Source organism: Halobellus sp., assembly GCF_042218505.1.
Taxonomy (GTDB): domain Archaea; phylum Halobacteriota; class Halobacteria; order Halobacteriales; family Haloferacaceae; genus Haloquadratum.
The window spans coordinates 37,900-63,815 of sequence record NZ_JBDGQZ010000015.1 but is presented as its reverse complement, the minus strand read 5'-3'; the positions used below and the strand labels follow the sequence as shown (position 1 = coordinate 63,815).

General features: G+C 65.2%; 24 protein-coding genes and 1 tRNA gene. 14 read left to right on the top strand and 11 right to left on the bottom strand.

The features are described from left to right. Positions 1 to 166: 166 nt before the first annotated feature. Positions 167 to 859 carry a uridine kinase gene (gene udk, locus ABEI27_RS04335; protein WP_375798183.1) on the bottom strand — a complete coding sequence of 231 codons (693 nt, stop codon included), beginning with the start codon at positions 857 to 859 and terminating at the stop codon, positions 167 to 169. A gap of 228 nt (positions 860 to 1,087) precedes the next feature. Between udk and ABEI27_RS04330 the strand changes: the two genes are divergently transcribed. After that, entirely contained in the window at positions 1,088 to 2,467 is a 1,380-nt protein-coding gene (locus tag ABEI27_RS04330; RefSeq protein ID WP_375798182.1) for an ABC transporter substrate-binding protein, read from the top strand. Between the two features lie 174 nt (positions 2,468 to 2,641). Here ABEI27_RS04330 and ABEI27_RS04325 read toward each other — a convergent pair whose 3' ends face one another. From ABEI27_RS04325 to ABEI27_RS04310, 4 genes are read right to left on the bottom strand one after another with little or no spacing between them, the layout of a single operon-like run. Continuing rightward, on the bottom strand, positions 2,642 to 3,451 hold the full coding sequence (locus ABEI27_RS04325) for an ABC transporter ATP-binding protein (protein WP_375798181.1): 810 nt from the start codon (positions 3,449 to 3,451) through the stop codon (positions 2,642 to 2,644). Further along, positions 3,448 to 4,350 carry an ABC transporter ATP-binding protein gene (locus ABEI27_RS04320; protein ID WP_375798180.1) on the bottom strand — a complete coding sequence of 301 codons (903 nt, stop codon included), beginning with the start codon at positions 4,348 to 4,350 and terminating at the stop codon, positions 3,448 to 3,450. Before ABEI27_RS04320 ends, ABEI27_RS04325 begins: the two co-directional genes overlap by 4 nt. Then, positions 4,343 to 5,668 carry a branched-chain amino acid ABC transporter permease gene (locus ABEI27_RS04315; protein WP_375798179.1) on the bottom strand — a complete coding sequence of 442 codons (1,326 nt, stop codon included), beginning with the start codon at positions 5,666 to 5,668 and terminating at the stop codon, positions 4,343 to 4,345. Before ABEI27_RS04315 ends, ABEI27_RS04320 begins: the two co-directional genes overlap by 8 nt. Next, a complete protein-coding gene (locus ABEI27_RS04310; RefSeq protein WP_375798193.1) occupies positions 5,665 to 6,603 on the bottom strand; it encodes a branched-chain amino acid ABC transporter permease in 939 nt (312 codons plus the stop codon). Before ABEI27_RS04310 ends, ABEI27_RS04315 begins: the two co-directional genes overlap by 4 nt. Positions 6,604 to 6,952: 349 nt before the next feature. On the opposite strand from ABEI27_RS04310, the gene ABEI27_RS04305 reads away from it, so the two are divergent. Beyond that, on the top strand, positions 6,953 to 7,387 hold the full coding sequence (locus tag ABEI27_RS04305; protein ID WP_375798178.1) for a disulfide bond formation protein B: 435 nt from the start codon (positions 6,953 to 6,955) through the stop codon (positions 7,385 to 7,387). Positions 7,388 to 7,483: 96 nt separating this feature from the next. On the opposite strand, the gene ABEI27_RS04300 is transcribed toward ABEI27_RS04305, so the two are convergent. The 3 genes from ABEI27_RS04300 to ABEI27_RS04290 form a co-directional block, all read right to left on the bottom strand. Then, complete coding sequence (locus tag ABEI27_RS04300; protein ID WP_375798177.1) at positions 7,484 to 9,001, bottom strand: DASH family cryptochrome; 1,518 nt, start codon at positions 8,999 to 9,001, stop codon at positions 7,484 to 7,486. A gap of 354 nt (positions 9,002 to 9,355) precedes the next feature. Then, positions 9,356 to 9,907: a hypothetical protein gene (locus ABEI27_RS04295; protein WP_375798176.1), complete on the bottom strand. Its 552-nt coding sequence runs from the start codon at positions 9,905 to 9,907 to the stop codon at positions 9,356 to 9,358. Between the two features lie 86 nt (positions 9,908 to 9,993). Further along, positions 9,994 to 10,839, bottom strand: a complete 846-nt coding sequence (locus tag ABEI27_RS04290) for a ubiquinol-cytochrome c reductase iron-sulfur subunit (RefSeq protein WP_375798175.1) — start codon at positions 10,837 to 10,839, stop codon at positions 9,994 to 9,996. A gap of 127 nt (positions 10,840 to 10,966) precedes the next feature. On the opposite strand from ABEI27_RS04290, the gene ppc reads away from it, so the two are divergent. Further along, the gene (ppc, locus tag ABEI27_RS04285; protein WP_375798174.1) at positions 10,967 to 13,660 is read left to right on the top strand and encodes a phosphoenolpyruvate carboxylase; all 2,694 of its coding nucleotides are present in this window, start codon (positions 10,967 to 10,969) and stop codon (positions 13,658 to 13,660) included. 51 nt (positions 13,661 to 13,711) lie between these two features. Here ppc and ABEI27_RS04280 read toward each other — a convergent pair whose 3' ends face one another. Next, positions 13,712 to 14,509: an aldo/keto reductase gene (locus tag ABEI27_RS04280; protein ID WP_375798173.1), complete on the bottom strand. Its 798-nt coding sequence runs from the start codon at positions 14,507 to 14,509 to the stop codon at positions 13,712 to 13,714. A gap of 102 nt (positions 14,510 to 14,611) precedes the next feature. Here ABEI27_RS04280 and ABEI27_RS04275 point away from each other — a divergent pair, with 102 nt between their 5' ends. The 4 genes from ABEI27_RS04275 to ABEI27_RS04260 all read left to right on the top strand — a co-directional run bounded on the left by ABEI27_RS04275 (position 14,612) and on the right by ABEI27_RS04260 (position 18,818). Then, a complete protein-coding gene (locus ABEI27_RS04275) occupies positions 14,612 to 15,718 on the top strand; it encodes a saccharopine dehydrogenase family protein (protein WP_375798172.1) in 1,107 nt (368 codons plus the stop codon). 183 nt (positions 15,719 to 15,901) lie between these two features. Further along, entirely contained in the window at positions 15,902 to 17,560 is a 1,659-nt protein-coding gene (locus ABEI27_RS04270; RefSeq protein ID WP_375798171.1) for a CTP synthase, read from the top strand. Continuing rightward, positions 17,560 to 18,477, top strand: a complete 918-nt coding sequence (guaA, locus tag ABEI27_RS04265; RefSeq protein WP_375798170.1) for a glutamine-hydrolyzing GMP synthase — start codon at positions 17,560 to 17,562, stop codon at positions 18,475 to 18,477. The genes ABEI27_RS04270 and guaA overlap by 1 nt, the downstream gene beginning before the upstream one ends. Further along, positions 18,477 to 18,818, top strand: coding sequence for a CTP synthetase (locus ABEI27_RS04260; protein WP_375798169.1), 342 nt, complete (start codon positions 18,477 to 18,479; stop codon positions 18,816 to 18,818). The genes guaA and ABEI27_RS04260 overlap by 1 nt, the downstream gene beginning before the upstream one ends. Positions 18,819 to 18,828: 10 nt before the next feature. Here the strand turns inward: ABEI27_RS04260 and ABEI27_RS04255 are convergent, their stop codons facing one another. Both ABEI27_RS04255 and ABEI27_RS04250 read right to left on the bottom strand, forming a co-directional pair. Continuing rightward, a complete protein-coding gene (locus ABEI27_RS04255) occupies positions 18,829 to 19,752 on the bottom strand; it encodes a hypothetical protein (protein ID WP_375798168.1) in 924 nt (307 codons plus the stop codon). A 58-nt stretch (positions 19,753 to 19,810) separates the two neighbouring features. Then, complete coding sequence (locus tag ABEI27_RS04250) at positions 19,811 to 20,995, bottom strand: HD domain-containing protein (protein WP_375798167.1); 1,185 nt, start codon at positions 20,993 to 20,995, stop codon at positions 19,811 to 19,813. Positions 20,996 to 21,112: 117 nt separating this feature from the next. Here ABEI27_RS04250 and cofD point away from each other — a divergent pair, with 117 nt between their 5' ends. The 7 genes from cofD to ABEI27_RS04215 all read left to right on the top strand — a co-directional run bounded on the left by cofD (position 21,113) and on the right by ABEI27_RS04215 (position 25,795). After that, entirely contained in the window at positions 21,113 to 22,117 is a 1,005-nt protein-coding gene (gene cofD, locus ABEI27_RS04245) for a 2-phospho-L-lactate transferase (RefSeq protein WP_375798166.1), read from the top strand. Between the two features lie 5 nt (positions 22,118 to 22,122). Continuing rightward, the gene (locus ABEI27_RS04240; protein ID WP_375798165.1) at positions 22,123 to 22,908 is read left to right on the top strand and encodes a tRNA-dihydrouridine synthase; all 786 of its coding nucleotides are present in this window, start codon (positions 22,123 to 22,125) and stop codon (positions 22,906 to 22,908) included. 63 nt (positions 22,909 to 22,971) lie between these two features. Beyond that, entirely contained in the window at positions 22,972 to 23,580 is a 609-nt protein-coding gene (locus tag ABEI27_RS04235) for an NUDIX domain-containing protein (RefSeq protein WP_375798164.1), read from the top strand. Positions 23,581 to 23,626: 46 nt separating this feature from the next. Beyond that, a complete protein-coding gene (locus ABEI27_RS04230; RefSeq protein ID WP_375798163.1) occupies positions 23,627 to 24,352 on the top strand; it encodes an SDR family NAD(P)-dependent oxidoreductase in 726 nt (241 codons plus the stop codon). Positions 24,353 to 24,423: 71 nt separating this feature from the next. Continuing rightward, a complete protein-coding gene (locus ABEI27_RS04225; RefSeq protein WP_375798162.1) occupies positions 24,424 to 24,666 on the top strand; it encodes a hypothetical protein in 243 nt (80 codons plus the stop codon). An 89-nt stretch (positions 24,667 to 24,755) separates the two neighbouring features. Next, positions 24,756 to 25,631 carry a dihydrodipicolinate synthase family protein gene (locus ABEI27_RS04220; protein ID WP_375798161.1) on the top strand — a complete coding sequence of 292 codons (876 nt, stop codon included), beginning with the start codon at positions 24,756 to 24,758 and terminating at the stop codon, positions 25,629 to 25,631. Positions 25,632 to 25,711: 80 nt separating this feature from the next. After that, a tRNA-Leu gene (locus ABEI27_RS04215) sits at positions 25,712 to 25,795 on the top strand. Positions 25,796 to 25,916: the final 121 nt, after the last annotated feature.

Below are 25,916 nucleotides of genomic sequence, written 5' to 3'. Positions count from 1 at the left end.
GGGAACCTCCGACCGACCGGCTCACGAAGAGACGCGAGCGACGTCCGGCGGAGCTCATCCCGCGGGCCGTTTCCCACTCGCGTCATCTGAGGGTTTTCGAGAGTCGTACAAGTAACTCGCTAAGTGTACTCCTGAGGGATATATAGATGCGCAACGGCGGGTGTCATCACTCGTCGGTGTCGACCGACAACTGGTCCACAACCGAACTGTCCGTCGATTCGCGCTCCCAGGTTCGTGCGGACGATCCCTCGATCTCGGCGCGGATCTTCTCTTCGAGGAGACTCACCGCCACGTTGTTGGCTCCCTCCGGGACGATGAGATCGGCGTGCTTCTTCGTCGGTTCGACGAACTGCTCGTGCATCGGCTTCACCGTCGAGAGGTACTGTTCGATGACGCCTTCGAGATCCCGACCGCGTTCGATCACGTCGCGCTGGATGCGCCGCAGGATGCGGACGTCGGCGTCGGTTTCGACGTAGAGCCGCAGATCCATCATCTCGTTGACCTCCTCGTCGTAGAGCGCGAGAATACCCTCCAGAACGATGACGTCCGTGGGTTCGACGCACTCTGGTCGGTCGCTCCGGTTGTGCCGCTCGAAGTCGTAGACGGGCATCTCGATCGGTTGGCCCTCCAGGAGCGTCGAGAGTTGCGTTCTGAGGAGTTCCCACTCGAACGCCGAGGGGTGGTCGTAGTTGACCTGTTCGCGCTCCTCGAACGCCAGGTGACTCAGGTCCTCGTAGTAGTTGTCCAGCGGAATCCGCGTGACCGCGTTACCGACACCCTCGGTGACGAGGCGGGCCACCGTCGTTTTGCCTGCGCCGGTCCCGCCGGCGATTCCGATGACGAACGAGGGGATAGTCATATGTTGATTCGGGAGCGCGCGAGCGCTTGAGACTGTCGAAGGCTCGACGCTCACGTGTGCGCTCGTGGTGGGGCACCGGCTCTTAGAGCAGAAGTGGTGCCAGCCCCGGTGTGATTAGGCCGTCGTTCCGCAGCGGTCCCCAGTCTCTCGTGATCAAACAGTATATATACACGACCGTCCAGCAGTGCGACGGATACATTTATACGGGGGAGACACATTTCGGCCAATATGGCACGTGATATCGTACGGCGTGACTTTATCAAAGGCATTGGTGCAGCAGGCGGACTCGGAGTGACGGGACTGGCCGGTTGTATCGGAAGTTCTGGAAATGGTGGTGAAAGCACCGAGACGTCCACTGGTACCTCGGGCGATATGACAACCACGGCCTCCGGTGGTGCCAGCGGCGATGGCCCGGCCGGCCTCGTCGTCATCGGCTACCCCGAGAGCGGGATCCAACTGTTCCGCGACTACTACAGTATGTCGGACGGCAGCGAGGAGATTCTCGTTCCGGACGGGCTTCGCGACGGGGCACTCCCCGGACAGGTCGGCAACTCGATGTCGAACGTGACTGGCACCGCGCCCGCAGCAGGCGGGCCGAACCAGGAAGCGTTCAATACGCTCTTCCAGGATCAGTATGGTTCCGAACCGGGCGTCTTCACGTCTCAGTCGTACGATTCGGTCGCGATCCAGTTACTCGCAAACGCCGCGGCCGGCCAGAACGACGGCACGGCGGTCCGTGACCAGATGCGTCGGATCGCGAATCCGACCGGAATGACCGTCACGCCGAACAACCTCGTCGCGGGGGTCGAAGCGGCCGCCAACGGTGACGACGTGAACTACCAGGGGGCGTCGTCGGCGACGAACTTCGACCAGAACGGGGATCCGGCGACGGCGGCGTACTCGATCTGGGAGTTCGCCGAGGGCGGTACCTCCCAACTCGAGGTCCAGAACTTCGAGGGAGCTAACCCGAAGGGCGCAGGTCCCGCCGCGGACAGCGGTCCCGGCGGCACCGACCGCGAGATGAGTGTGGGGATCCTGCTCCCCGAAACCGGGGGGCTCGCCTCCGTCGGCGGACCGATGATCCAGGCGGCGCAACTGCCCGCGATGCAGGTCAACAACGCCAACCCCGCTGGACTCTCGGTCAACGCGCAGGTCGAGGACACACAGACCTCACCGAGTGCCGGTACTTCCGCTGCGGAGTCGCTCGTCAGCGCTGGCGTTCCCAGCGTCTGTGGGTCGGCGTCCTCCGGCGTCAACGTCCCGGTCTCCCAGCAGGTGTTCATCCCTAACGAAGTCGTTGGCTGCTCGCCGTCCTCGACGGCGCTGTCGGTGACGAATCTGGACGACAACGACTACATCTTCCGGACGGCGCCCTCCGACCGACTGCAGGGTCGCGTGATGGCGCAAGTGATGTCCGAACGTCTCGGAGTCAGTACAGTTTCGACCCTATACGTCAACAACGACTACGGGCAGCAACTGTCTGACCGGTTCAGCACGGTCTTCGCCGAAACGTTCGGCGGCGAGGTCTACCACAAGGTCGGCTTCAACAAAGGCGCGTCGTCCTACACCTCCGCGCTCGAAACGGCCCTCTCACCTCCCGACAACTGAGCGGGAGTCAGGGTCCGAGTTACTATTTTTTTGATCGGTGCAACGGTTCAGAGCGACGGCGTCAGGTCGACGAGTGAGACCAGCAGGATACTCTCCGTATCGACCGAGCGGTCGGTTCGATCGGCGGACATCGCACCTCAGCGACGGCGAGCCTAACGAAGCGGAGTCGCAGTATCAGCCGCCGAGGAAGTCCTGGCGGACCTGCTCGTCGTTCAGCAGCGCGTCGCCCTGGTCCATATACCGATTCTTTCCGTTCGCGAGGACGTAGCCGCGGTCACACCGCCGGAGCGCCTCTTTGGCATTCTGCTCGACCATCAGGATTGCCGTTCCGTCGTCGTTGATTCCGCCGATCCGGTCGAACATATCGTCGACGAGGTCAGGGGCGAGCCCCGCGGATGGCTCGTCCAAGAGAAGCAGTTCGGGTTCCAGCATCAGCGCCCGGCCCATCGCGAGCATCTGCCGCTGGCCGCCGGACATCGTTCCGGCCTTCTGCGACTCTCGCTCCTCGAGAATCGGGAAGCGATTGAACACGTCGTCCAGAGCGTCCTGTGGCACTTCGTCGAGGATGTATGCCCCCATTTCGAGGTTCTCGCGGACGGTCAGCGACGAAAAGATGTTGTTGTTCTGTGGGACGTACCCGATTCCTTCGTGGATGATGTCTTCGGGTCGAAGTCCGGTGATGTCCGCTCCCTGGAACGTGATGGTCCCACCCATCAGGTTGGTGAGTCCGAAGACGGATTTCATCACGGTGGACTTACCGGCCCCGTTCGGACCGACGATGGTGACGTACTCACCGTCGCCGACGTCAAGGTCGACGTCGGTGAGGATCTGGAGGTCACCGTACCCGGCGTCGAGGCTGCGGACCTGAAGCAGCGCGTCGGATTCACGGTCCGGAACGGTCTGCTGAGAGACCCCTGCGGCGTCCGAACCGCCGCTGACGCTGGCGCTGTCGGCAGCGATGTCGGAGTCGGCGTCGGCGCTCATACGTTCCCTCCGAGGTAGGCCTCGATAACCTCTTCGTTCGCCTGGATCTCGTCGGGGGTGCCCTCGGTCAGGACCCGCCCTTGATGGAGAACGATCACTCGCTCACAGTTCTCCATAATGAGGTCCATATCGTGTTCGACGAGCAGGAACGTGTAGCCCTGCTCGCGGAGTTCGTGAATGTGGTCGAGGAGCCGACGTTCGAGCGAGGGGTTGACGCCCGCGAACGGCTCGTCTAAGAGCAACATATCCGGATCGGTGAGCAGCGCGCGAGCGAGTTCGAGGAGCTTGCGCTGCCCGCCGGAGAGGTTGCCGGCGTACTCCTCGGCGATGTGGTCGATCTCGAAGAACTCGAGCACGTTCCAGACCCGTTCGAGCAGTTCCGACTCCTGTTGGATCACGTTGCCGCGGAACCCGGGCGTGACCGAGCGCCACAGCGTCTCGCCGCGCTGGAACTTCGGCGCCAGCATCATATTCTCGAGGACCGTCATCTCCTGAAGTTCGCGGGCGATCTGGAACGTCCGGACGAGGCCACGGTTCGCGATCGCGTGGGGCGTCTCACCGGTGATCTCCTCGCCGTCGAACGTCACCGATCCGGCGTCGGGCCGGAGCATACCGGTAATGAGGTTGAACGTCGTCGACTTCCCCGCGCCGTTTGGACCGATGAGCCCGGTTAGGCTCCCACGTTCGACCCGGAAGGAGGCGTCGTCGACGGCGGTCAGCCCGCCGAACGTCTTCCGGAGGTTGTCGACTTCCAGGGGGTACGCTTCGCCGACGCTCGGGCCACTCGTCCCCAGATCCAGTTCACCCGGTTCGGCTTCGACCGAACTGGGTGCGCCGGCTGCATCCGACACCTCCTCCGCGTCGAGCTCTTCGCTCGTATCCGGAGTCGCATCACTCATCGGTCTCACCTCCGTCGGTCTCGGCGGTCGTCTCGCGGGCCCGGGAGGACGTCAGCGCGATCCCGGACGCCGTCTCCTTGCGGTGCCCGAGCATCCCCTCGGGGCGGTTGTGCATCAACCAGACGAGGACCAGACCCATAAACACGAGCTGGAGCTGCCGGATGCTGTCGATCGTATAGAACAGTAGCGGCGCGGGGTTGAGATTGGAGATAAGCGGCGCGATGGCCGGGCCGAATCCGGACGGCGCGCTCGCGTTCGGGAGGACCGTATCGACGAGATTCTTCAGGTATCGCGGGCCCTGATACAGCAGCGCGGCGAAAACCGCGCCGCCCAGGACGCTCCCCGTATTCGAGCCGGCACCGCCGATGATGAGCGCGATCCAGACGAAGAACGTGAGCCGCGGTCGGAAGGTGTTGGGAGTGACCGCACCGCTCCGCATAAACCAGAGGACTCCGGCGAGCCCCATCAGCGCGCAACCGAGCATAAACGCCTTGATCTTGAAGCGGTTGGTATTCTTCCCGAGTGAGTTCGCGACGTCTTCGTCCTCTCTGATGGCCTTGAGGACGCGACCGAACGGCGATTCCCCCGTCCGCTTCAACAACCAGTAGTAGATGGCGACGAAGATCAGAAGGACCACGCCGTAGACGAGGCCGTCGACGACCGGTTTGGGGTTGTTCGGTATGATCACCTCGAACGCGCTCACGAATCCCAAGTACGAATCTCCAAGGCCGAAGAAGTCGAAGAACGCCATCAGCGGGTCGGTGTAGTTGAGGATCACCCCGGACCCGCCGCCGAACCCGACTCGTTCGCCGAACAGTTGAAACTGCGCCAGTTCGCCGGAGAGAAACGAAAACCGAACGATTTCGGACATCGCGATCGTGACGATAGCGAGATAGTCCGCGCGTAACCGGAGCGCCGGTAGGGCGACGATCAGCCCCAGGACCGCCGCAGCCACCATCCCGGCGAGCATCCCGACGACGATGGGCAGACCGAGACCGCCGACCTGTGACGCGCCGCCCGGTTGGTACAGCGGCTTCGACACCAGTGCCATTACGTAGATCCCGACCGACATAAAGCCCACAATGCCGATATTGAACAGTCCGGTGTACCCCCAGTGGAGGTTGAGCGCGAGCGCGAGCATCGCGAAGACCGCGATGTAGAACGTCAGGACTGCAATCGTGTTGAGTTGGCCGCGAGCGGAGTATCCCAGGCCGATACCGACGAGAACGTACGTGATGTAGATGACGACGAGCGACGCCAAGATGAGTCCGGTATCGCCGCCCGGGACTCGAGCGGAGATGTCCTCACGGACGCTCATGCTGTCGACCTCCCGGAGAAGATTCCTTCAGGCTTCACCAGCAGGAGCACGATCATCACGAAGAACGCCGCCGCCCGAGAGAACGTCGAGGGGATCCAAATCACCGACAGCGACGCCGTCAACCCGATTGCGAGTCCGCCGACGATCGCCCCGTAGATCGAGCCGATGCCGCCGAGAATGACCGCTGCAAAGATCAGCAGCAGGAGCAGCCACCCGTCGTTGAACCCGAGCGTGCCCTTCCAGAGGACAAACATATAGCCCGCGATCCCAGTCAGACCGCCGCCGATAATCCACACCGCGCGGACGACGCGTTCGGTCGGGATGCCGGTGATCTGGGCGAGGTCCTCGTTGTCGGCCATCGCGCGCATCGCCTTCCCGAGTTTCGTCAGCTGCAGGAGGAAGTGAACCCCGAGCATCAGTCCGCCGGCCACGACGGCGAGCGCGATGTCGTGGGCGCTCACCCGGACGACCCCGTCGAGGAAGTACAGCGGGATCGACAGCGGCTGGTTGGTCGTCCCGCGGACGCTCGAACCGAAGACGAAGAGTATCAGATACCGGAGCGCGAACGCGATGCCGACGCTCGTGATGAGCAGCGAGATCCCGTCCGCATCGCGGATCGGCTTGAACACTGTCCGGTCTATGAGCAACGCCAAAAGGACGGTCGCGACGCCAGCGACGACGATGCCGGCGACGATCGCCAGCGGCGCTCCGGTGACGTTGATCCCGAGTGTGCCACCGAAGACTGACCCGCCGGCACCGACGAGCAGCAGTGCGCCAACGTCGGCGCGGCCCAGTCCGGCGACCAGATAGGTCGTTGCCCACCCCGAGAACGCGCCCGCGGTGATGTAATCACCGTGCGCGAAGTTTGCGAAGTTCAGAATGCTGTACGTCATAGAGAGCCCGATGCCCGCGAGACCGATCACTAAGCCGCGCATCAGACCATCCCAGACGAGCGACGCGACGCCACTCAGTGACTGCGCCCCGGTCACGAGGCTTACGAGCAGGTCGAACAGCAGCACGGCGCCGATGAGTCCCACAAGAACAGAGCCGGGCCGTGTAATCGCGAACTCGCGCCCGCGTGTGTATGTTTCGCTGATCCCCATTGATAACTATCCTCACGATATTTGCCGTTACGAAACGGTGATAAGTCTTTCTTCCCGCGGTTATGATGGCGGATATTCGTAATGAATGGGTTCTATCGAACAGCGTGACAGACTCCGGTCCATCCGCCCGTCACACTGAAACACCGGTTCGTTCAAGCACCCGGCTTCCGTTACCCCATCCGTGGTGGCGAACACGCGCGCCCTCCTCGGTGCGGCAACCGCTGTCGCGAGCATTGCGACCGTCGGGAGCCTCTATTTCAGCCTCGGACTGGGGCTGGTCCCCTGTGATCTCTGTTGGTACCAGCGGATTCTGATGTACCCGCTGGTCGTCGTTATCGGCGTGGCAACGCTGGAAGGCCGCCCCGGGGTCGCGCGAACGGCGCTCCCGCTCTCGGGGGTTGGCCTTGTGGTGGCGGCCTATCACGTCGCGATCCAGATACTCCCGAGCAGCGGCGGTACCTGCTCGGTCGGCGGCGGCTGTTCGTCGATCGTGTATCCGATGCTGAGCGGCTTGTTGACCATCCCACGGCTCTCGCTGGTCGCGTTCGTCCTCGTGAGCGGGCTGACGGCGGCCGCGTGGGTCGGCGACGCTGAAACGATGCTGGGCGGATTGTAAGCGAGCGGGCACTGGGGCCTCTATTAGTGTGTGTCGGATCGCTGCCGAGTTGTATCGGGTCGAGTCGTTGCCGGACGTCCCTGGACCGTCACCTGGCTACGTCGGGTCGTCGCCGGACGTCGTCGGATCGATCATCGGCCGCGGATAGTCGAGGCCCAGTTCGACCCCGTGAGCCGCCTGGTCGTCGGTCGAGAGCGTCCACGGGGCGTGTGCCGTCTCGGGTGGGAGTCCGTCGAGTTCCGGGAGCCAGTGGGTGACGTACGCGGCGTCGGGATCGTACTTTCTGGCCTGTTCGAGTACGTCGAACGCCCGCTGGCGTGAGTCGTTGCCGACGCCCGCGATGTACGCCCAGTTCCCGTAGTTGGACGCGGGGTCGTAATCGACCAGTTGCGTCTCGAAGTGCGCGGCCCCGCGCCGCCAGTCGATGTCGAGGTCGTTGGTCAGAAACGAAGCGACGTTCTGCCGGCCACGATTCGACAGGTACCCCGTCGCGTCGAGTTCGCGCATATTTGCGTCTACGAAAGGGACTCCGGTCTCGCCGACGGTCCACCGTTCGAATTCGTTCGGTTCCCAGCGCCACTCGACGTCTTCGCGGCGTCTGAGCCCACCGGGGGTGAAGAACTGCTCGCCGTGTTGCAGCACCTGGAACTGGAAGAAGTCGCGCCAGCGGAGCTCGAAGCGGAGCCAGTACGTCGAATCGTTGGCGACGCGGTCCTGTTCGTACGACTCGACTTCCTCGTGGACGCGACGCGGCGACAGGCAGCCCTCGTTGAGCCACGGCGAGAACTTCGAGGAGTAGTTCGCGCCGAGGAGTCCATTTCGGGTCTCACGGTACGTCCGGAGGTGATCGCCCTCCCAGAGATACGTCGAGAGTCGGTCGAGCGCGGCGGGTTCCCCGCCCGGAAACGGGTGGACACCGCGCTCGTCCGAGCGCTCCGCATCGGCATCGGGCTCTGCTGATACGTGCGAATCAGTCGTCTCACCGCCGACGATCGTCGTCACCGAGGGAAGGTCGCCCGCATCGAGCGCTGCAGCGTCCACATCGGAATCGTCGGCCGCAGGGAGCGGTGGCACCGACGGACCCGACAGCGTCGCCCGGATTGGGACATCCGCCTCGATACGCTCCTTGAACGGCGTGAACGTGTCGTTCACCTCGGTGTACGGCGTCGGTAGATCGGCGACGTGATGCAACGTGCGCCCCCAAAAGCGGCGCGGAACGACGCCAGCGTCACGAAGGGCTGCGACCGTTTCGGCTCTGATGGCCCGCTCCTCGGGCCCGGGGAGGTCGTGAAAAGTGACCGTCTCGGCGCCGACGGCGGCGGCGAGCTCCGGCAGCACGGTCGCCGGCCGACCCCGACGGATCAGGAGGTTCGAACCGGCGTCGCGGAGGCGACTGCGGAGGTCAGCGAGCGACTCGCGTCGGAAGCGTGCCCGGTGCCGACCGACTTTTCGGTACTGGAACGAATCGCGGCCGCCGTAGGCTTGTTCGCCGGTGCGACGTGGGTCGACGCAGTACACTGGGAGAAGGCGGTCCGCTTCGGCAGCGGCCGCGAGCGCCTCGTTGTCGTGCGTCCGCAGGTCCCGGCGGAACCACACGATGGCGGTCTCAGGCATACCGAAGCAGCGGAGGCCACCCACCTGAGCGTATCGGCCGGTGCAGGAAGACGCGGGCAGGGGTATCGGCCGGTTTGGGAACACGCGGGCGAGCGTATCGGTTCGAGAGCGGGGGGTTTCGACGTGGTCGCGGGTTCGTCCACGCCGAGTTCACTTCTCGGTCCCGCGTTCGAGCAGCGAAGGTTTATATCCAGTACCGCGGCCAGTCCCGCCGTGATCTGACAGCGACCCCGCGCCGAGAAGCGGTTGTCCGGTACGACGGTGCGGGGAACAACGGTACCGGCTGTTCGCCATTTGGTGGCCACGTCGATCCGAACGTGGCATTTAAAAGCGACGCGCACCCGCCGGCGCGCCTCACCCGTCGCGGAGCCGATGCACCAGCGAACTCCGCTGTTCGAGGAGTTGGTAGGACGCAGAGGCAACGAGGAGTCCCGAGACGAACAGGCCGATCGCACCCGGGGCAAACGACTGTAGCAGCGGAGCGCCGAGTATCGACGCCGACAGCGAGAGGATGCCGAGGATACCGAGGCCGAGGTAGTACTCCGCCCACGAGAGGCCGTACCGGGGGACGACTTCCATATAGACCGCTACGTCGTCGGCGTTGTCGTCGAGCGAGACCGTCTTGGCGTCCGGGTCGTACTCGACGATGCTGAGGTCGTCGAGTTTCGGGAGGTGTGTCTGGTGGAGCGAGACGTAGACGCTCTGTCGCACGTTGCGCGGCGGCGGCGACTCGTCGGCCTCGATGCCGCCGATGTGCTCCGAGAGATCTGAGACCGTCTCGTTTCCGTCGACCGAGCGAAGCCGTTCGAGAACCAGGCGTCGCCGGTCGTTTCGGAGGACGTCGTGAATCTCTGACGGGTCTAAGCCTTCGCTCTTCGCGTTCGGCCCGACATCCCCCTCGCTCATTCTACTGTCATATGCGAGGGCGTCCTACGTGAATGTATCCGAAACGAGATACTGGGACGGCGAAAGAACCCGTCGTTCCGGACGGATCAGTCGCTCGGACGGGGACGGGCGACGAACAGCGTCTGAACGATGCTGTAAGGATCGTACACCGACTGGTGGCACTGGCAGTATACGTCGTTTGCGGCGTTGAATTTCGCCGAGCCCTCGTTCTTGTACTGCGGGACGCAACAGAAGTGCGTACACTTGTTGAGCCAGGCAATAAAGCCCTCTTCGGTCGACGCTTCGAGCCACGGGTCCTCCTCGGCCATCTCTATCACCTGTTCGGACTTGATGACCTGGATCGGGATGGTGTCCTCGGCGTCTTCGGAGCGCCAGCGGCCGGTCGCAGGTTTGCCCAGTCCCGGGTCGCCGACCCCGTTGCCCCACTCCTGATAATCCGAGAAGTCGTCGACGTGAAGCCGATCTCCCTCGGAGTACGCTTCACTCTGCCACTCGTAGCCGGGGTTCGATCCCGACCGGAAGTAGTTCTCAGAGTCGTAGCCGGGTTCGATCCCGGCGTAGGACTCGACGCCGCAGAACTGGAACCACTCGGTTGTGTACGTCTCGCCCGACCCTTTGAAGTCCTCCGTCTCTGCGATCTGAACGGAGACCCCGCCCTGTTTCACCGTTTTGACTTCGGGCCAGACGCCCTTGAGATACCCCTCGTCGTCGATCTCGACGGGGATCTGCGGCATCCCGCGGGGCGCGGGACCCGCGACGTTCTCGATGGCATACGCCTGCGTCGACCCGCCACCCGCACCGGAGGACTGTGTTGCGGAGTTGATCGCGGCCGCGCCCGTTGCACCGACGCCGGCCAGTGCCGCGCCGCCGACGACACCCTTAACGAACCGGCGGCGACCCGACTGCGCCGGATACTTGTCGCGCTCGCTCATACGAGGAACTTCGACCCGCCGGTAAAAAGGATGACGAAACTCCGGTTCATCGGCCACGAGACGGGGCGGGCGATCGCCCGATGTGACACTCGCAGGTTTTTACTCAGTGTAGGGTATATCGCTCGGTATGGATTTGCACAGCAGGGACGTCAAGCAGGACGTTCGGGAACTCGGTGCGCTCCTTGGCGACGTATTGGCGGAACAAACGTCTGAAGGGGCCTTCGAGACAGTCGAAGAGATCCGAACGACCGCGATCGACTATCGAAAGGGCGAACAGGAATCCCGCGAAGAACTGGATCAGATCCTCGAAGCACTCTCTCCTGAGGGCGAGAGCGTCGTCGCTCGGGCGTTCACTACCTACTTCGAACTCATCAACCTCGCGGAAGAGCGCGAGCGCGCTCGTGCCGTACGCGAGGGATCGCAGTCTGGCGATCTCGAGGACGGTCTGGTCGCGACGGTAGAGTCGCTGATCGAAGCCGACGCCGACCCCGAGACCGTCCAGCATATTCTCGATGACGTCCTGATCGAACCGACGTTCACAGCGCACCCGACGGAAGCGCGCCGGAAGACCGTGAAGGCGAAACTCCGATCCATCGCGAACCGACTCGAGGAACTCGACGAGCGGCGGGTCACCGACCGAGAGCACGATCAACTGTGGCGGAAGGTGGACGCCGAGGTCACGAGTCTCTGGCAGACCTCGCAGGTCCGCGAGCGCCGTCCCGAACCGCAAGACGAGGCCCGGAACGTCCAGTGGTACATCGAGTCGATCCTGTTCGACGTGGTCGGCGAAGTGTACGCCGAGTTCGAAGACCTGCTGGCTGAGGAGTATCCCAGCGTCGACGTCCCGAAACTGTTCGAGTTCCGCTCGTGGGCCGGCTCGGACCGCGACGGCAACCCCTTCGTCACGCCCGAGGTGACCACCGACACGCTCGAACGACAGCGCGGTGTCGTCCTCGAGAAGTACAGCGATTCACTCAAGCGTCTCTCCGGCGTTCTGAGCCAGGACGGCCGACGAGTCGACGTCGGCGCGGAGTTGGAGCGATCGCTGAAGTCCGACCGGGCGCGGCTCCCGGGCGTCGCAACCGAAGCAGAGGAGCGGTACCCCGGCGAGCCCTACAGACAGAAACTGAAACTGATGCGCGAGCGACTCCGCCGCATCGAGGACGTCCGGCCGGACGGCTACGCGGAAAAGAGCGAGTTCCTCGATGATCTCCAGACTATCGACCGGAGCCTCAGGTCGGTCGGCGCAGACGTCGTCGCCGACGAGTACGTCGAGCCACTCACGCGACAGGTCGACACGTTCGGCTTCACGCTCGCCAACCTCGACCTGCGTGACCACCAGAAGAATCACACTGAGGCCGTCCACGAGGTGCTCGCAAACGAGGGGATCGACTACCGCGGCCGCGACGAAGCGGGGCGGATCGAGGTCCTGACCGAGGGCATCCTCCAGTCCGAACCGGTGATCGACCTCGAGGACCCCGGCGACGTCTCCGAGACGGCCGACCGCGTGCTGCGACGCTTTGAGATGCTCGGGGAGTGGCAGCGGGAGTTCGGCGTCAGCGCCATCGACACCTACTGTATCTCGATGACGGAGGAACCCAGTCACGTCCTCGAAGTCCTCTTCCTCTCGGACCAAGCCGGCGTCGTCTCGCTTCCGGACCACTGCGGCCTCGACATCGTCCCCCTGCTGGAGACCGAGTCCGCACTCAACGGTGCGCGACGGATTATGGGCACGCTCTTCGAGAACGAGGCGTACGGGAAAGCGCTCGCGGCCCGGAACGACACCCAGGAGATTATGCTCGGCTACTCCGACTCCAACAAGGAGAACGGATTCCTGGCCGCGAACTGGGACCTCTACAAGAACCAGCGACGCCTCGCGACGATCTGCGACGACTTCAACGTGAAGATGCGGCTGTTCCACGGCCGCGGCGGGTCGATCTCGCGGGGCGGTGGTCCGATGAACGAGGCGATGCTGGCGCTGCCCAACGAGACCGTCTCGGGGCAGATCAAGTTCACCGAGCAGGGCGAGGCAATCGCTGAAAAGTACGCCAACCCGCAGATCGCCGAGCGCAACCTCGAACAGATGCTGAACGCACAGGTGCGCGCCCGCTATCGCGCCATCCGTGAACCCGTGGAGAACGTGCGCGACGAGTGGATCGAGGCGATGGACGAGATGGCCCCAGCGGCCCGCACGCAGTATCGCGACCTGCTCGAATCCGACGGTTTCGTCACGTACTTCGGCCAGGCGACGCCGATCGGCGTCATCGAGGACCTGAATCTCGGATCGCGGCCGGCCTCGCGTTCCGGCGAGCGAACCGTCGAGGACCTGCGGGCGATCCCGTGGGTGTTCTCCTGGACGCAGTCGCGCTGCATCATCACGGGCTGGTATGCCCTGGGCGGCGGCATCCAGGCGTACCTCGATGCGGGCGGTAGCATCGAGACGCTCCGGGAGATGTACCACGAGTGGCCGTTCTTCCGGACGACTTTAGACAACGCCTCGCTCGCGCTGGCCCGTACGGACTTCGAGATTGCGGAGTACTACGCGGACCTCGCGGACGACGACCTCCGCGAGGAGTTCTTCCCGCATCTGGAAGCAGAGTACGAGCGCGCCCGCGACATCGTCCTCGAAGTGACTGGGCAGGATTCGCTGCTTCGACGGGAGTGGCTCAGCGAGAGCCTCCGTCGGCGCAACCCCTACGTCGACCCCCTGAACGTGTTGCAGACGCACCTGCTGACCAAGACCCACCGGACCGACGAGGAGGAGCAGACCCTGCGGCTGACTGTCAAGGGGATCGCCGCAGGAATGAAAAACACCGGGTGAGCGACGCGTCGCCGTGCGGGCGCGTCGCGTCCGCGGAGCATCGGGTGCCGACTACTGATTCCAGGGCGCAGCGTCGAAATCGACGACGCGATGTCGACGATCGATGGCGTCGAGCGTCGCCATCTCGTCGGCCGTCAGATCGAGATCCAGCGCCGCGTGATTCTCGCGGATGTGTTCGGGTGTGGACGACCGCGGAATCGGGGTGACTCGGTCTTTCGCGTGCAGCCACGCGAGCGACACCTGCGCCGCCGTCACGTCGTGCGCCGCCGCGATGTCGGCGATCTGGGGGACGTCGGCGACCTGATTTCTGGCGATCGGACAGTACGCCACGAGTTGGTGCCCCTCCTCGACGGCCAGCGCGTGGAGGGCAGACTGGGGGAGAAGCGGGTGCATCTCGACCTGGTGTGCCGCCACCGGTGCGTCGAGTCGATCGATGGCTGCCGCCAGTTGATCGGGGCGGAAGTTGCTGAGGCCCACACGCTCGACGAGTCCGTCCTCGACGAGGCGATCGAGCGCTGGGAGTGTCTCCTCGGGATGGTAGGTGTTGATCGGCCAATGGACGTACAGCAGGTCGATCGAGTCGACGCCGAGTCGATCAGCGCTCTCGCGGGCCGTGGCGACGACGTCGTCGGAGCCGAGATTGCCGGTCTCGAGTTTCGTCGCGAGAAGTACTTCGTCGGCGTCGCGGTCAGCGCGTTCCAGCCCACTGGCCACGACCGCCTCGTTGCCGTAGCCCTGCGCGGTGTCGATGTGATCGTAACCGTCGTCGACGGCCGTCGCGACCGCCGTCTCGCACGTCTCCGGGTCGGTCAGATCGTACGTGCCGAGTCCGATCGGTGGGAAGTCCATACCAGGTTGTCGGTCGGGGCCGTCTCCATCCTTTCGATGTCGCGGCTGGGGCCCGCCGGCCGTGTCGGTGCGCCTTTGTCGTCACCGGTCCAATCGGCAGCTATGACAGACGACGGAACCGACCGACTGCTCGTCTACGGCGCGTACGGCTACACCGGCCGGTTGATCGTCGAAGCGGCCGCCGAGCGCGGGTTCGACCCGATCGCCGCAGGGCGAGATCCGGCGCGGACGCGCGGGGTCGCCACCGCTCACGACGTCCCCGCGCGGTCGTTCAAAGTGCGCGGGGCCGAATCGCACCTTGGCGGCGTCGACGCGGTGCTCAACTGCGCCGGACCGTTCAGCGAGACTGCCGACGCGATGGTCGACGCCTGCCTCGCGACCGGGACCGACTATCTTGACATCACCGGCGAACTACCGGTCTTCGAGCGGATCCGTCGCCGCGACAGCGACGCGCAGCGCGAGGGCGTGACGCTCTTGCCGGGCGTCGGCTTCGACGTCGTCCCAACCGACTGTCTGGCGGCGCACCTCCACGACCGCCTGCCCGAGGCGGATCATCTCTCACTGGCGCTCGAAGCCGAGGGCGGCGTTTCACCGGGCACGCTAAAGACCGTCCTCACGGGACTCGGCGACGGGGGAGCGATCCGCCGCGACGGGGTCCTCCGCCACGAGCGAGTCGCCGCGCGGACCCGCGTCGTCGACTTCGGCGACGGACTCCGGCGGGCCGTCTCGATTCCGTGGGGCGACGTCTCGACCGCGTATCACACCACCGGGATTCCGGACATCGAGGTGTACCTCTCGGCTCCGAGCAGCGCGCGCGCGGGAATGAAACTGGCCTCGTATCTCGGTGGCGGACTCGACAGCGAAGCGGTCCAGCGCGGCCTCTCGTGGCTGATCGATCGCTACGTCGACGGTCCCGACACGGAGACGCGGACGTCCGGCGAAGCGCGTGTCTGGGGCGAGGCCCGAACTGGCGACACCCGGGTCGTCTCCCGAATCCGGACGCCCGAGACGTATCATTTCACTGTTGAATCAGCGCTGCTGGTGGCGGAAAAAGTCCTTGCGGACGCTCCCATCGGATACCAGACGCCCGCGTCGGCGTTCGGTCCGGAACTGGTGCTCGAACTCGAGGGCGTCGAACGGGTCGATCTCGAAGCGGGCGAGGTCGTCGAGCACGCGTCGTCACCGGGTGCGACGGTGCCGGCCGAGTGACGGCAACCGGAGAGCGCTGTCCCACGACGGTCTGCGAGACGGTGACCACACGTCGAATTGGACCTCTTATTTGTTCCATTCCGTCACGAATTTTTTCATTTGACGAACGATAGCCCGTGTGCATTCGTCCCAGAGTGTCCGCCGCTCCGAAACGGTTTTGATGCGGCCTCGCACACACTCAGTATGCCGAAGGAACCCGAAACCGGGTACGACCCCTCGTTGGGTCGGAAGTTCATTTTCGTAACAGGTGGGGTGATGTCCGGGCTAGGCAAGGGAATCACCGCGGCCAGCACCGGTCGGCTGCTGTCGAACGCGGGCTTCGACGTGACGGCGGTCAAGATCGATCCGTATCTCAACGTCGACGCCGGGACGATGAACCCCTACCAGCACGGGGAAGTCTACGTCCTCAAAGACGGCGGCGAGGTCGATCTGGATCTGGGGAACTACGAGCGGTTCCTCGGGACGGATATGACCTCCGACCACAACGTCACCACGGGCAAGACCTACCAGCACGTCATCGAGAAGGAACGCGCGGGCGACTACCTGGGCAAGACGGTCCAGATCATCCCGCACATCACCGACGACATCAAACGCCGTATCCGGGAGGCGGCCGAAGAGACCGACGTCTGCATCGTCGAGGTCGGCGGGACCGTCGGCGACATCGAGGGGATGCCCTACCTGGAGGCGCTGCGGCAGTTCGCCCACGAGGAGGACGACGACGACATCCTGTTCACGCACGTCACGCTCGTTCCGTACTCGAAAAACGGCGAGCAGAAGACCAAGCCCACACAGCACTCGGTGAAGGAACTACGTTCGATCGGCCTGCAACCCGACATTCTGGTCGGCCGCTGTGAGGACAAACTCGACATCGAGACGAAAGAGAAGATTGCGCTGTTCTGTGACGTCCACATCGACGCGGTCTTCTCCAACCCCGACGTCGAAGACGTCTACCACGTCCCGCTGATGGTCGAAGAGGAGGGCCTCGACCAGTACGTGATGGACCGCCTCGGTCTCGACGAAGAGGCGCTCCCGCCCGCAGAGCGCGACAACCGCTGGCGCGAACTGGTGACGCGCGACCGCGCCGACGAGGTCGACATCGCCCTCGTCGGGAAGTACGACCTCGAAGACGCGTATATGTCCGTTCACGAGGCGCTGAAGCACGCCGGCATCGAGCGCCAGACCGAGGTGAACGTTCTGTGGGTCGACTCCGACGAGATGCTCGACCGACACGAGAACCGACTGAAGGAAGCCGACGGGGTCGTCGTCCCCGGTGGCTTCGGCTCCCGCGGCATCGAGGGGAAACTAAAGGCAATCGAGTACTGCAGAGCACACAACGTGCCGTTCCTGGGACTCTGTCTGGGCTTCCAGATGGCCGTGGTCGAACACGCCCGCAACGTCCTCGGACACGAGGACGCTCACTCCGCGGAACTCGACCCTGACACCGGTTACCCCGTCATCGACATCCTGCCCGAGCAGTACGAGGTCGAGGAGATGGGCGGAACGATGCGGCTTGGCGCACACGACACGCAGATCGAGTCCGGGTCGCTCGCCGAACACGTCTACGGAGACACCGTCTGTACGGAGCGACATCGGCACCGCTATGAGGTCAACCCCGAGTACATCGGGGAGTTAGAGCGGGGCGCGCTCGACTTCTCCGGGCGGGCCGACAACCGAATGGAGATCGTCGAGCGAACCGATCACCCGTTCTTTTTCGGGACACAGTTCCACCCCGAGTTCCGCTCGCGACCCGACCGCGCGAGTCCGCCGTTCGTCGGCTTCCTCGAGGCCGTTGCCGGAGAGTTGGACGCGCGCGAACTCGCAGATCAGGAGGTGCAAGCCTGATGGTTAACACGATCGAATTCATCGAAGACGCAGTCGAAGAGATCGACGAACAGGTCGGCGACGAGAGCGCCGTCATCGCGCTGTCCGGTGGCGTCGACTCTTCTGTCGCGGCCGCCCTCGCGTACCGAGCGATCGGCGACCGGCTCACACCCGTCTACGTGGACACCGGACTGATGCGTAAAGGCGAGACTGACCAGATCAGGGACACCTTCTCGTATATGGACTCGCTCCGCGTCGTCGAGGCGCAAGACCGGTTTCTCGATGCGCTGTCGGGGATCACCGATCCCGAGGAGAAACGCCACGCGATCGGCGAGCAGTTCATCCGCGAGTTCGAGCGGGAGGCGAAGTCCGCCGAGGCCGACTATCTCGTCCAGGGGACGATCTACCCCGACCGGATCGAATCGGAAGGAAACATCAAATCGCACCACAACGTCGGCGGCCTACCGGAGGTCGTCGACTTTGAGGGAATCGTCGAACCCGTCCGCGAACTGTACAAAGACGAAGTCCGGGAGGTCGCCCGCGAACTGGACCTCGAAGAGATCATCTCCGAGCGGATGCCGTTCCCCGGTCCGGGGCTGGCGATCCGCGTTATCGGCGAAGTGACCGGAGAGAAGGTCGACATCGCCCGCGAAGCGTGTTACATCGTCGAAGAGGAGGTAGCGGAGCACGACCCCTGGCAGGCGTTCGCCGCAGTCATCGGCAAGGGCACCGGCGTGAAAGGTGATAACCGGGTTCACGGCTGGATCGTCTCCGTCCGGTCGGTGGAGTCCCGCGACGGAATGACCGCTCGTGCTCAGGAACTGCCGTGGGAGACGCTCCAGCGCATTCAGTCCCGGATCACTGGTGAGAACGAGAACGTCGCCCGCGTCGTCTACGACGTGACACACAAGCCCCCGGCGACCATCGAGTACGAATGATGCAGGTGTTACTCACCGGAGCAGACGACGACGATCTGGGGACGGCGCTCGAGACGCTCGGCGCGGAGGTCATCCGCGTGGAGGGCGTCGCGAACCGCGATTCGCTGGACGACGCGGGGCTCGCCGACGCGCATACGCTCGTCCTCACCGATATGGACGACGCCTCGGCCATTCCGGTGGCGAAAGAGGCCAACACGGAGATCCGGGTGGTCGCCTACAGTCGCGACTCCCTCCCCGAGTTCGCGCGTGGGCAGGCCGACCTCGCTATCGACCCGGCGCTCCTGACCGCCGACGTCGTGGCCGAAGAACTGGTCGACGGGCAGGTCGAGGCCGACGCGTAGCGGTCGCGTCCTACTCGTCTCGCAGTTGCGTCGCACACAGCGACGGCCCCGGCACGAGCGCGTCGTCCGCGACGTCGGGGCGGCCGATCGCGGGTCGGCCGTCGTTGCCAACGAATACCGAGAGTCCGGTCCAGGCGGGCGCGTCGGGGTCCGAGAGCGTCCAGGTCGCCGTCACGTCGGAGTCGGCGGCGGCCGCGTCCGCGATCTCGGCAGTGACGCGATACGTCCCCCGCCGGACCGCGAGGTCAGCGAGCACGTACTCGTCTGCCGGATCCGACGCGTCAGCGCTCGCTTCGACCGTCGTCGAGTAGACCGGCTTCGGCGCTCCGTCGTCGAGGTAGTCGACGAGGAGTCGCACGTCGTGGCTCGCCCCGTCGAACCGGAACAGGTGGAGTTCGGCCCCGTAGTACTGAGCGGGATCGACCACGTTCGCCGCCGGGTCCTCGGCCGCGAACGGGCGATCGGCGGACTCACAGACGACGGCGGTCCAGGGGAGCACCTCGTGAGTGCCGTCGCGGCCGACGAAGTGCGGGACCTCGTGGCGATTGATCGTATACTCGCCGCGCTCGCCGTGCTCGCCGGCGGCGCGGCACGCGCCGAACAGGTAGAACCCCGCGTCGGCCGCGGCGACGACGACGGCGCTCGGTTCGCCAAGTCGGGGGTTCCGCGCAGGCGTGTCGCCGGCGTATTCGACGATAGCGTTGCGGGCAGCGATTCGCTCGTACTCGCGCACGAACGCCCGGGCCGCAGCGGCGGTGGGTGATACGGGCGGTTCGGGCGGTTGCTGGGTCGCGCTGATGGGGGTCGCTGTCGGTCCGGGAACTGTAGGTTCCGACTCGGTCGGTCGGGGTGTCAGGGTCGCGCCGCGGCCGTTGCAGCCGGCGAGCGATGCAGGGAAGAGGGCCAGGGCGGCGAGCAGTCGTCGGCGTCGCATCTCCAGGAGTCGGCCGCAGAGTCTCAAATCGTTTGTGTCGGATGTGACCGGGCGGGAATCAGGCCAGCCCGAGCACCGACTCGGCCGCGGCGGCCACGTCGGGAAGCGAGTCGGCGGGGGCGTAAACGCCGAGACGCCACTGGGCGCGCTCGGCCGCGCGCAACGCGTCGACCAGTTCGGAGGCGTCCGATAACTGCTGGACGACGCTGTCGACGACGACCCGCGAGCGCGACTCCTTGAACTGTGGACGGGCGGGAACGTCGAGCAACACGTCGTCGCGGGCGACCGCCGCGCGCTCGGCGATGTCTGCGGCGGCCGCGCGAGTCGCCGCACGGTCCATTTCCACGACATCGGCAGGCACGTCACCCAGAGGTGCCCAGACGGCGCGTTTGTAGAGGTCGCGGTACTCGATCCGGTGGGCCAGATCGGGCATCGTCTCCCGGAGGGCGACGAGCAGGTCGTGATCGGCCATCCGGCGGAACTCGGTAACGTCGACCGACGCGTTGGAGCCCTCGTCTCGCGCGTCCGATCCGGCGTCCAGCAGTCGCTCGGAGGCCCGTTCGAGCATCGCGCCGGCGATTCGGGACACGTGGTGACGGTAGACCGTTCCGTTCATCAGCGCGCGTGCGAGCAGCAGCGATTCGGCGGTCTGGACGTTCCCCGTTGCGAGGACGAGTCGTCCGTTACGGTAGCGGAGTTCCCGGATGAGCCGGCCAACGTCGATCGTACCGTAGGGCACGCCGGTGTGATGGGCGTCACGGACGAGGTAGTCCATCCGATCGACGTCGAGTTCGCCCGAGATCAACTGTCCGAGTTCTCCCGATCCGCGGACGACGGCCGCCACGCGGTCGGGATCGAGATCGTGGCTGCGCAGGACCGCCGCAGCCCCACTGTCGTCGAGGAGCCATCCGATCTCGTCGTGGTGGTCGCCCGTTCGGTGGCGGATGACTTCCTCCGTCTGGTGACCGTAGGGACCGTGTCCGACGTCGTGGAGGAGCGCGGCCGCGCGGACGTGACGGGCACGGTCGCCACCGATCCCGAGGTGTTCGAGCGCGCGGGATGCCAGGTGGTAGACGCCGAGTGAGTGCTCGAAGCGGGTGTGGTTCGCCGAGGGATAGACGAGACGGACGGTCGAGAGCTGTTTGACGTGTCGAAGGCGCTGAACGAGAGGGGTATCAACCAGGTCCTGTGCGACCGGCCCGAGCGTGATGTAGTCGTGGACGCTGTCTTTGATCGCGTGCATATCCGGAGTCGGTGAGCTGGGTGGAAATAACTCCGGATCCGGACGGGTACGCCGAATCTCGAGCGAATTCTCGACCCAGGAAGGAACGTTCAAACGGTCGCCCACGCTATTCAGTGTATGATCACGTTCCTCGCCGGCGGGACCGGAACGCCGAAACTCCTCGACGGCGCGGACGAGGTGTTCGACCTCGGGGAAGCGACGGTGATCGCGAACACCGGCGACGACGTCGAACTCGGGGGGCATCTCGTCTGCCCTGACGTGGACACCGTGCTCTTTCACGGCGGCGACGTCCTCGACACCGACACGTGGTGGGGAATCGAGGGCGACACGACGGCGACTCACGAGGAACTCTCCCGACTCGCCGAGGCCGCCGGACTGGCCGATGGGCCGCGGTATCTCACGGAGGAGGCACAGACTGCGGGCCGAGAGATCGCCACCTGGCGGCGTTTCTCGGGCGTGGCGGAGTTTATGCAGATCGGTGATCGGGACCGTGCAGTGCATCTTACCCGCACGTCGCTGCTCGACGAGGGACACTCGTTGACGGCGGTCACGCGGACGCTCGCGGACGCGTTCGGGATCGAGATCGAACTGCTGCCGATGAGCGACGACCCCGTCGCGACGATGATCCACACCGACGAGGGCGAGATGCACTTTCAGGAGTACTGGGTCCACCGGCGCGCCGATCCCGAAGTGCGAGACGTGGAGTTCCGCGGGGCAGATGCAGCGTCGCCGACGCCGGCGGTGCTGGACGCGCTGTCGGAACCGGTCGTGATCGGCCCGTCGAACCCGGTGACGAGCCTCGGACCGATGCTCGCGATGGACGCGTTCGCCGATGCGCTCGCGTCGACGCCGGTCGTCGCCGTCTCGCCGTTCGTCGAACGAGAGGTGTTCTCCGGGCCGGCAGCGGAGTTGATGACGGGCGTCGGGCGCGATCCCTCGACCGCTGGCGTCGCCGCCGCGTACCCCTTTGCGGACGCGTTCGTCCTCGACGAGGCCGACGGGACGGATCTGGATCGACCGGTCGTCCGGACGGACACCCGCATCGACGGCCCGGCGGACGCCGCGCGCGTCGCCCGCGCAGTGGCATCAGCACTAGCGGCCGCAGGAGCGAACGGCTGGTGAGTCGGATGACTACGGCGGAATCCGAACACGCCGACCGAGCGCCCCTGTTCACGCCTCGCGTTGCGCTCGCGAGTCTCAGCGGCGAGGCCGATGCGGCGTGGGCCCGGGCGGGGAGTGACCACGCAGGCGCGGCGTTCCTCGGTGGGATCGCACTGGACGAGGCGACTCGGGAGGCGGCTCGCGCACTTGTCGCCCGCGACCGCGAGGAGTTCCTGCCCGAGGACCCGGTCGCCTTCGTCGCCGACGAACTCGACGCGCTCGCGGACGCGCCGATCCGGTCCGGCGTGAACGTCCGAAGCGCGACGCCAGAGCCGATCCGCGAGGTCGCGCGAGTCTGTGCGGACCGCGACGCGATCCTCGAAATCAACGCCCACTGCCGGCAGACGGAGATCTGCACCGCGGGCGGCGGCGAGTCGCTCCTGCGTGAGACAGATCGGCTCTGCGAGTACGTCGCCGTCGCCGCCGATGCCGACGCGACCGTGAGCGTGAAAGTCCGTGCGGAGGTCTCGGGCGTCGACCTCCGGGAGACGGCACAGCGAGTCGTCGATGCGGGCGCGGACGCGATCCACGTCGATGCGATGGACAGCGAGACCGTCGTCGGCGACGTCGCGCGCGCCGCCCCGGAACTGTTCGTGATCGCCAACAACGAGGTTCGGGATCGCGCGAGCGTCTGCGAGTACCTCGGGCACGGCGCGGACGCGGTGAGTCTCGGTCGGCCCAGCACCGACCCACGGGTTCGACAGCGGGTCGGCCGCGCGGTCGAGGCGTGGTTCGACGAGTCGTCGCCGTAGCGCCGGCACCGTCGCCCGGCGCGCATCGAAGACTCCTTGGTCTCGCCCTTCGAGTGAGTGAGTATGAGTGCAGATCGGCGCGACGAGGCCGCATCAGCCGAGAACGCTGGCGACAGCGGTGCGGAGGACGCCCACGAGAACGCGCTTCAGGACGTGATCGCGGTCGACAGCGACGACAACCGGACTGGACTGGCCAACCGACTCGACGCTCACACCGGCGAGGGGATCCGTCACCGGGCGTTCACCTGCCTGGTGTTCGACGGCGAAGGAAGACTTCTTCTGGGCCAGCGGGCCCCGAGTAAGCGCCTATGGGACACCCACTGGGACGGTACGGTCGCCTCACACCCCGTCGAGGGACAGTCCCAGATCGACGCGACGAAGCAGCGGCTCGAAGAGGAACTGGGCGTCACGCCCGACCAGTACAGCGACCTGCGCGTGACAGACAAGTTCGAGTACAAACGCTACTACGAGAACGCCGGCCTCGAGTGGGAGGTCTGTGCCGTCCTGAAAGTCACGCTCGACGACGTGCGTCTCGACCCCGATGAGGACGAGATTGCGGGGCTGCTGTGGGTCGATTACGAACGCCTCCACGGCCACCCGAAGTGGTACCGACAACTCCGCCTGTGTCCCTGGTTCGAAATCGCGATGCGGCGCGATTTCGAGGACGAGTAGTGCGCAGACGGAATCCCCTTTTACACGCGTCGCGTTAGTCCGGCCGATGACCGACAACGCAACCGACTCGACGCCGGAGCCGGAACTCTACGACTCGCTCGACGGCCAGGTCGCGCTCGTCACGGGGGCGAACCGCGGCATCGGCCGGCAGATCGCCGAGAATCTCTCGACCCTCGGCGCGACAGTCTTCGCAGCGACCCGGTCGATGCGCCACGACGTCCCCGAGAAGTGGGAGCACATCCTCGTCGACGTCACCCAGGAGGGCGAGGTCTCCGACGCCGCCGACGAGATCTTCCAGACTGCCGGTCGTCTCGACATCGTCGTCAACAACGCCGGGATCGCGGAGTTCGACTCGGACATCGTCTCAGCGCCGGTGAAGACGATCGACCGTACGCTCGCAACGAACCTCCGCGGACCGATGCTCGTCTGCAAGCATACTGTGCCGCTCTTACTGCAGACCGACGGGGGCCGCATCGTCAACCTCTCCTCCGGGATGGGCGCACTCAGCGAGGAGCAGTCGGGTGGCTCTCCGGCCTATCGAATCTCGAAAACGGGGATCAACGGGCTCACGGCCTACCTGCACGGCGAGTATGGCGACGAGGGACTGCTGACAAACTCGGTGTCTCCGGGGTGGGTCCGGACCGAAATGGGCGGCGATGGAGCCGATCGATCGGTTGAAACGGGCGCGGAGACGCCCACGTGGCTCGCTCGGTTCCGGCCGGGGTCGCCGGCGGGACGGTTCTGGCGCGACCGCGAACCGATCGAGTGGTGAGTGAGAAATCGCGCGCCGCGGCGGGGGCCGGGGTGGACAACTCTTTGAATCCGGCCGTCGTCCGCTCGTGTATGTCGAGTGAGCTAGGCCTCAAAGAAGTTCCAGGGGCAATCGCGGACTACGCGGCCGGTGTCGCCGACGCGGCCGGCCGAGGAGTGATCGTACTCGCAGTCCCGATCCTGCTCGTCGTCGCCCTCGTGCTGGGGATCGTCGGCGGGGGGATCACACTCCTGTTTCTCGCTGTCGTGGGGCCGGCGATCGCCGCCGGGATTGCGCTCGAAGTCCCGGATCGGGTCCGCGACTACCTCGATTGAGTGGTAGGGGCGTCCCTGCTGCACCTCAGTGGGGAATTGCCGTTTCGCCTGGGAATTAATATGGCGGACGGAAACAGGCGTGTACAAGTATGAAGGCACCCGAGGTTGGAGACCTGCTGCCGCCGCTCGTGACACCGTTCGCTGACGGTGAGGTCGACTGGGACTCGCTCGACGAACTGTTGGCTCACGTCGTTGAGGGCGGCGTGACCGGCGTGTTCCCGTGCGGTACGACCGGAGAGTTCGCGAGTCTCACGCGCGAGGAACGCCGGGCGCTCGTCGAACACACTGTCGATGCAGTGGGCGACGAAGTATCCGTGCTCGCCGGCGGCACCGGCACCAGCGTCGGTGAAGCGATCGACTGGCTCGAGACGCTCGCCGATATAGGCGTCGACGCCGGCGTCGTCACGGCGCCGTACTACCACAACTCGAACGGGGAGGCTGGCGTGAGGCGGTTCTTCGAGGTGGTCGCCGACGCGAGTCCGCTCCCGTTTTTCCTCTATAACGTCCCCGGGTGCGTTGGTGAACCGATCCCGATCGAGACGGTTGCTGCCGTTGCAGATCACGAGGCGGTCTGTGGGCTGAAGGATTCCAGCGGCGACCTCGCGTACGGTCTCCGGGCGAAGCACCGAACGCCGGCGGACTTCCGCCTCTTTCAGGGGTACGATTCGCTGTTACTACCGTCGCTTCAGATGGGGTTCGACGGCGGCATCAACGCTCTCGCGAACGTGGTTCCCGGGGCGTATGCGTCTCTAGTCGACGACCCCGGCAGAGCACAGGCAGAGCGAACCCACCGGAAGGTAGTCGATCCGCTCTTCGAGTACGCCCTCGCCAAGGGGTTCGCCCCCGCGACGAAGGCGCTGCTTGTCGAGCGAGCGGTGATATCTGCAGCCGACGTGCGTCCGCCGCTCAGCGCCGACACAGTCAGCGGCGTCGAGGCACTCGTCGCAGCAGCGCAACTGAGCTGAGTCGGGGGCTGATGGCGGGACAGCACCCGAGTCGAAACCGGAGAGTTAAACGGCTCCGAAGGCATCTGCCCGAATGCAGCGCGAGGGTGGCCGAGTTTGGAAAAGGCGGCGGACTCAAGATCCGCTCTCGTAGGAGTCCGTGGGTTCAAATCCCTCCCCTCGCATCTCGTGTCCGAACGACAGTGAGGACCGTGTATGGCACGAGGGATTTGAAACAGGGAGCAGCACCGCTGTGACCGTGGTTCAAATCCCTCCCCTCGCATCTCGTGTCCGAACGACAGTGAG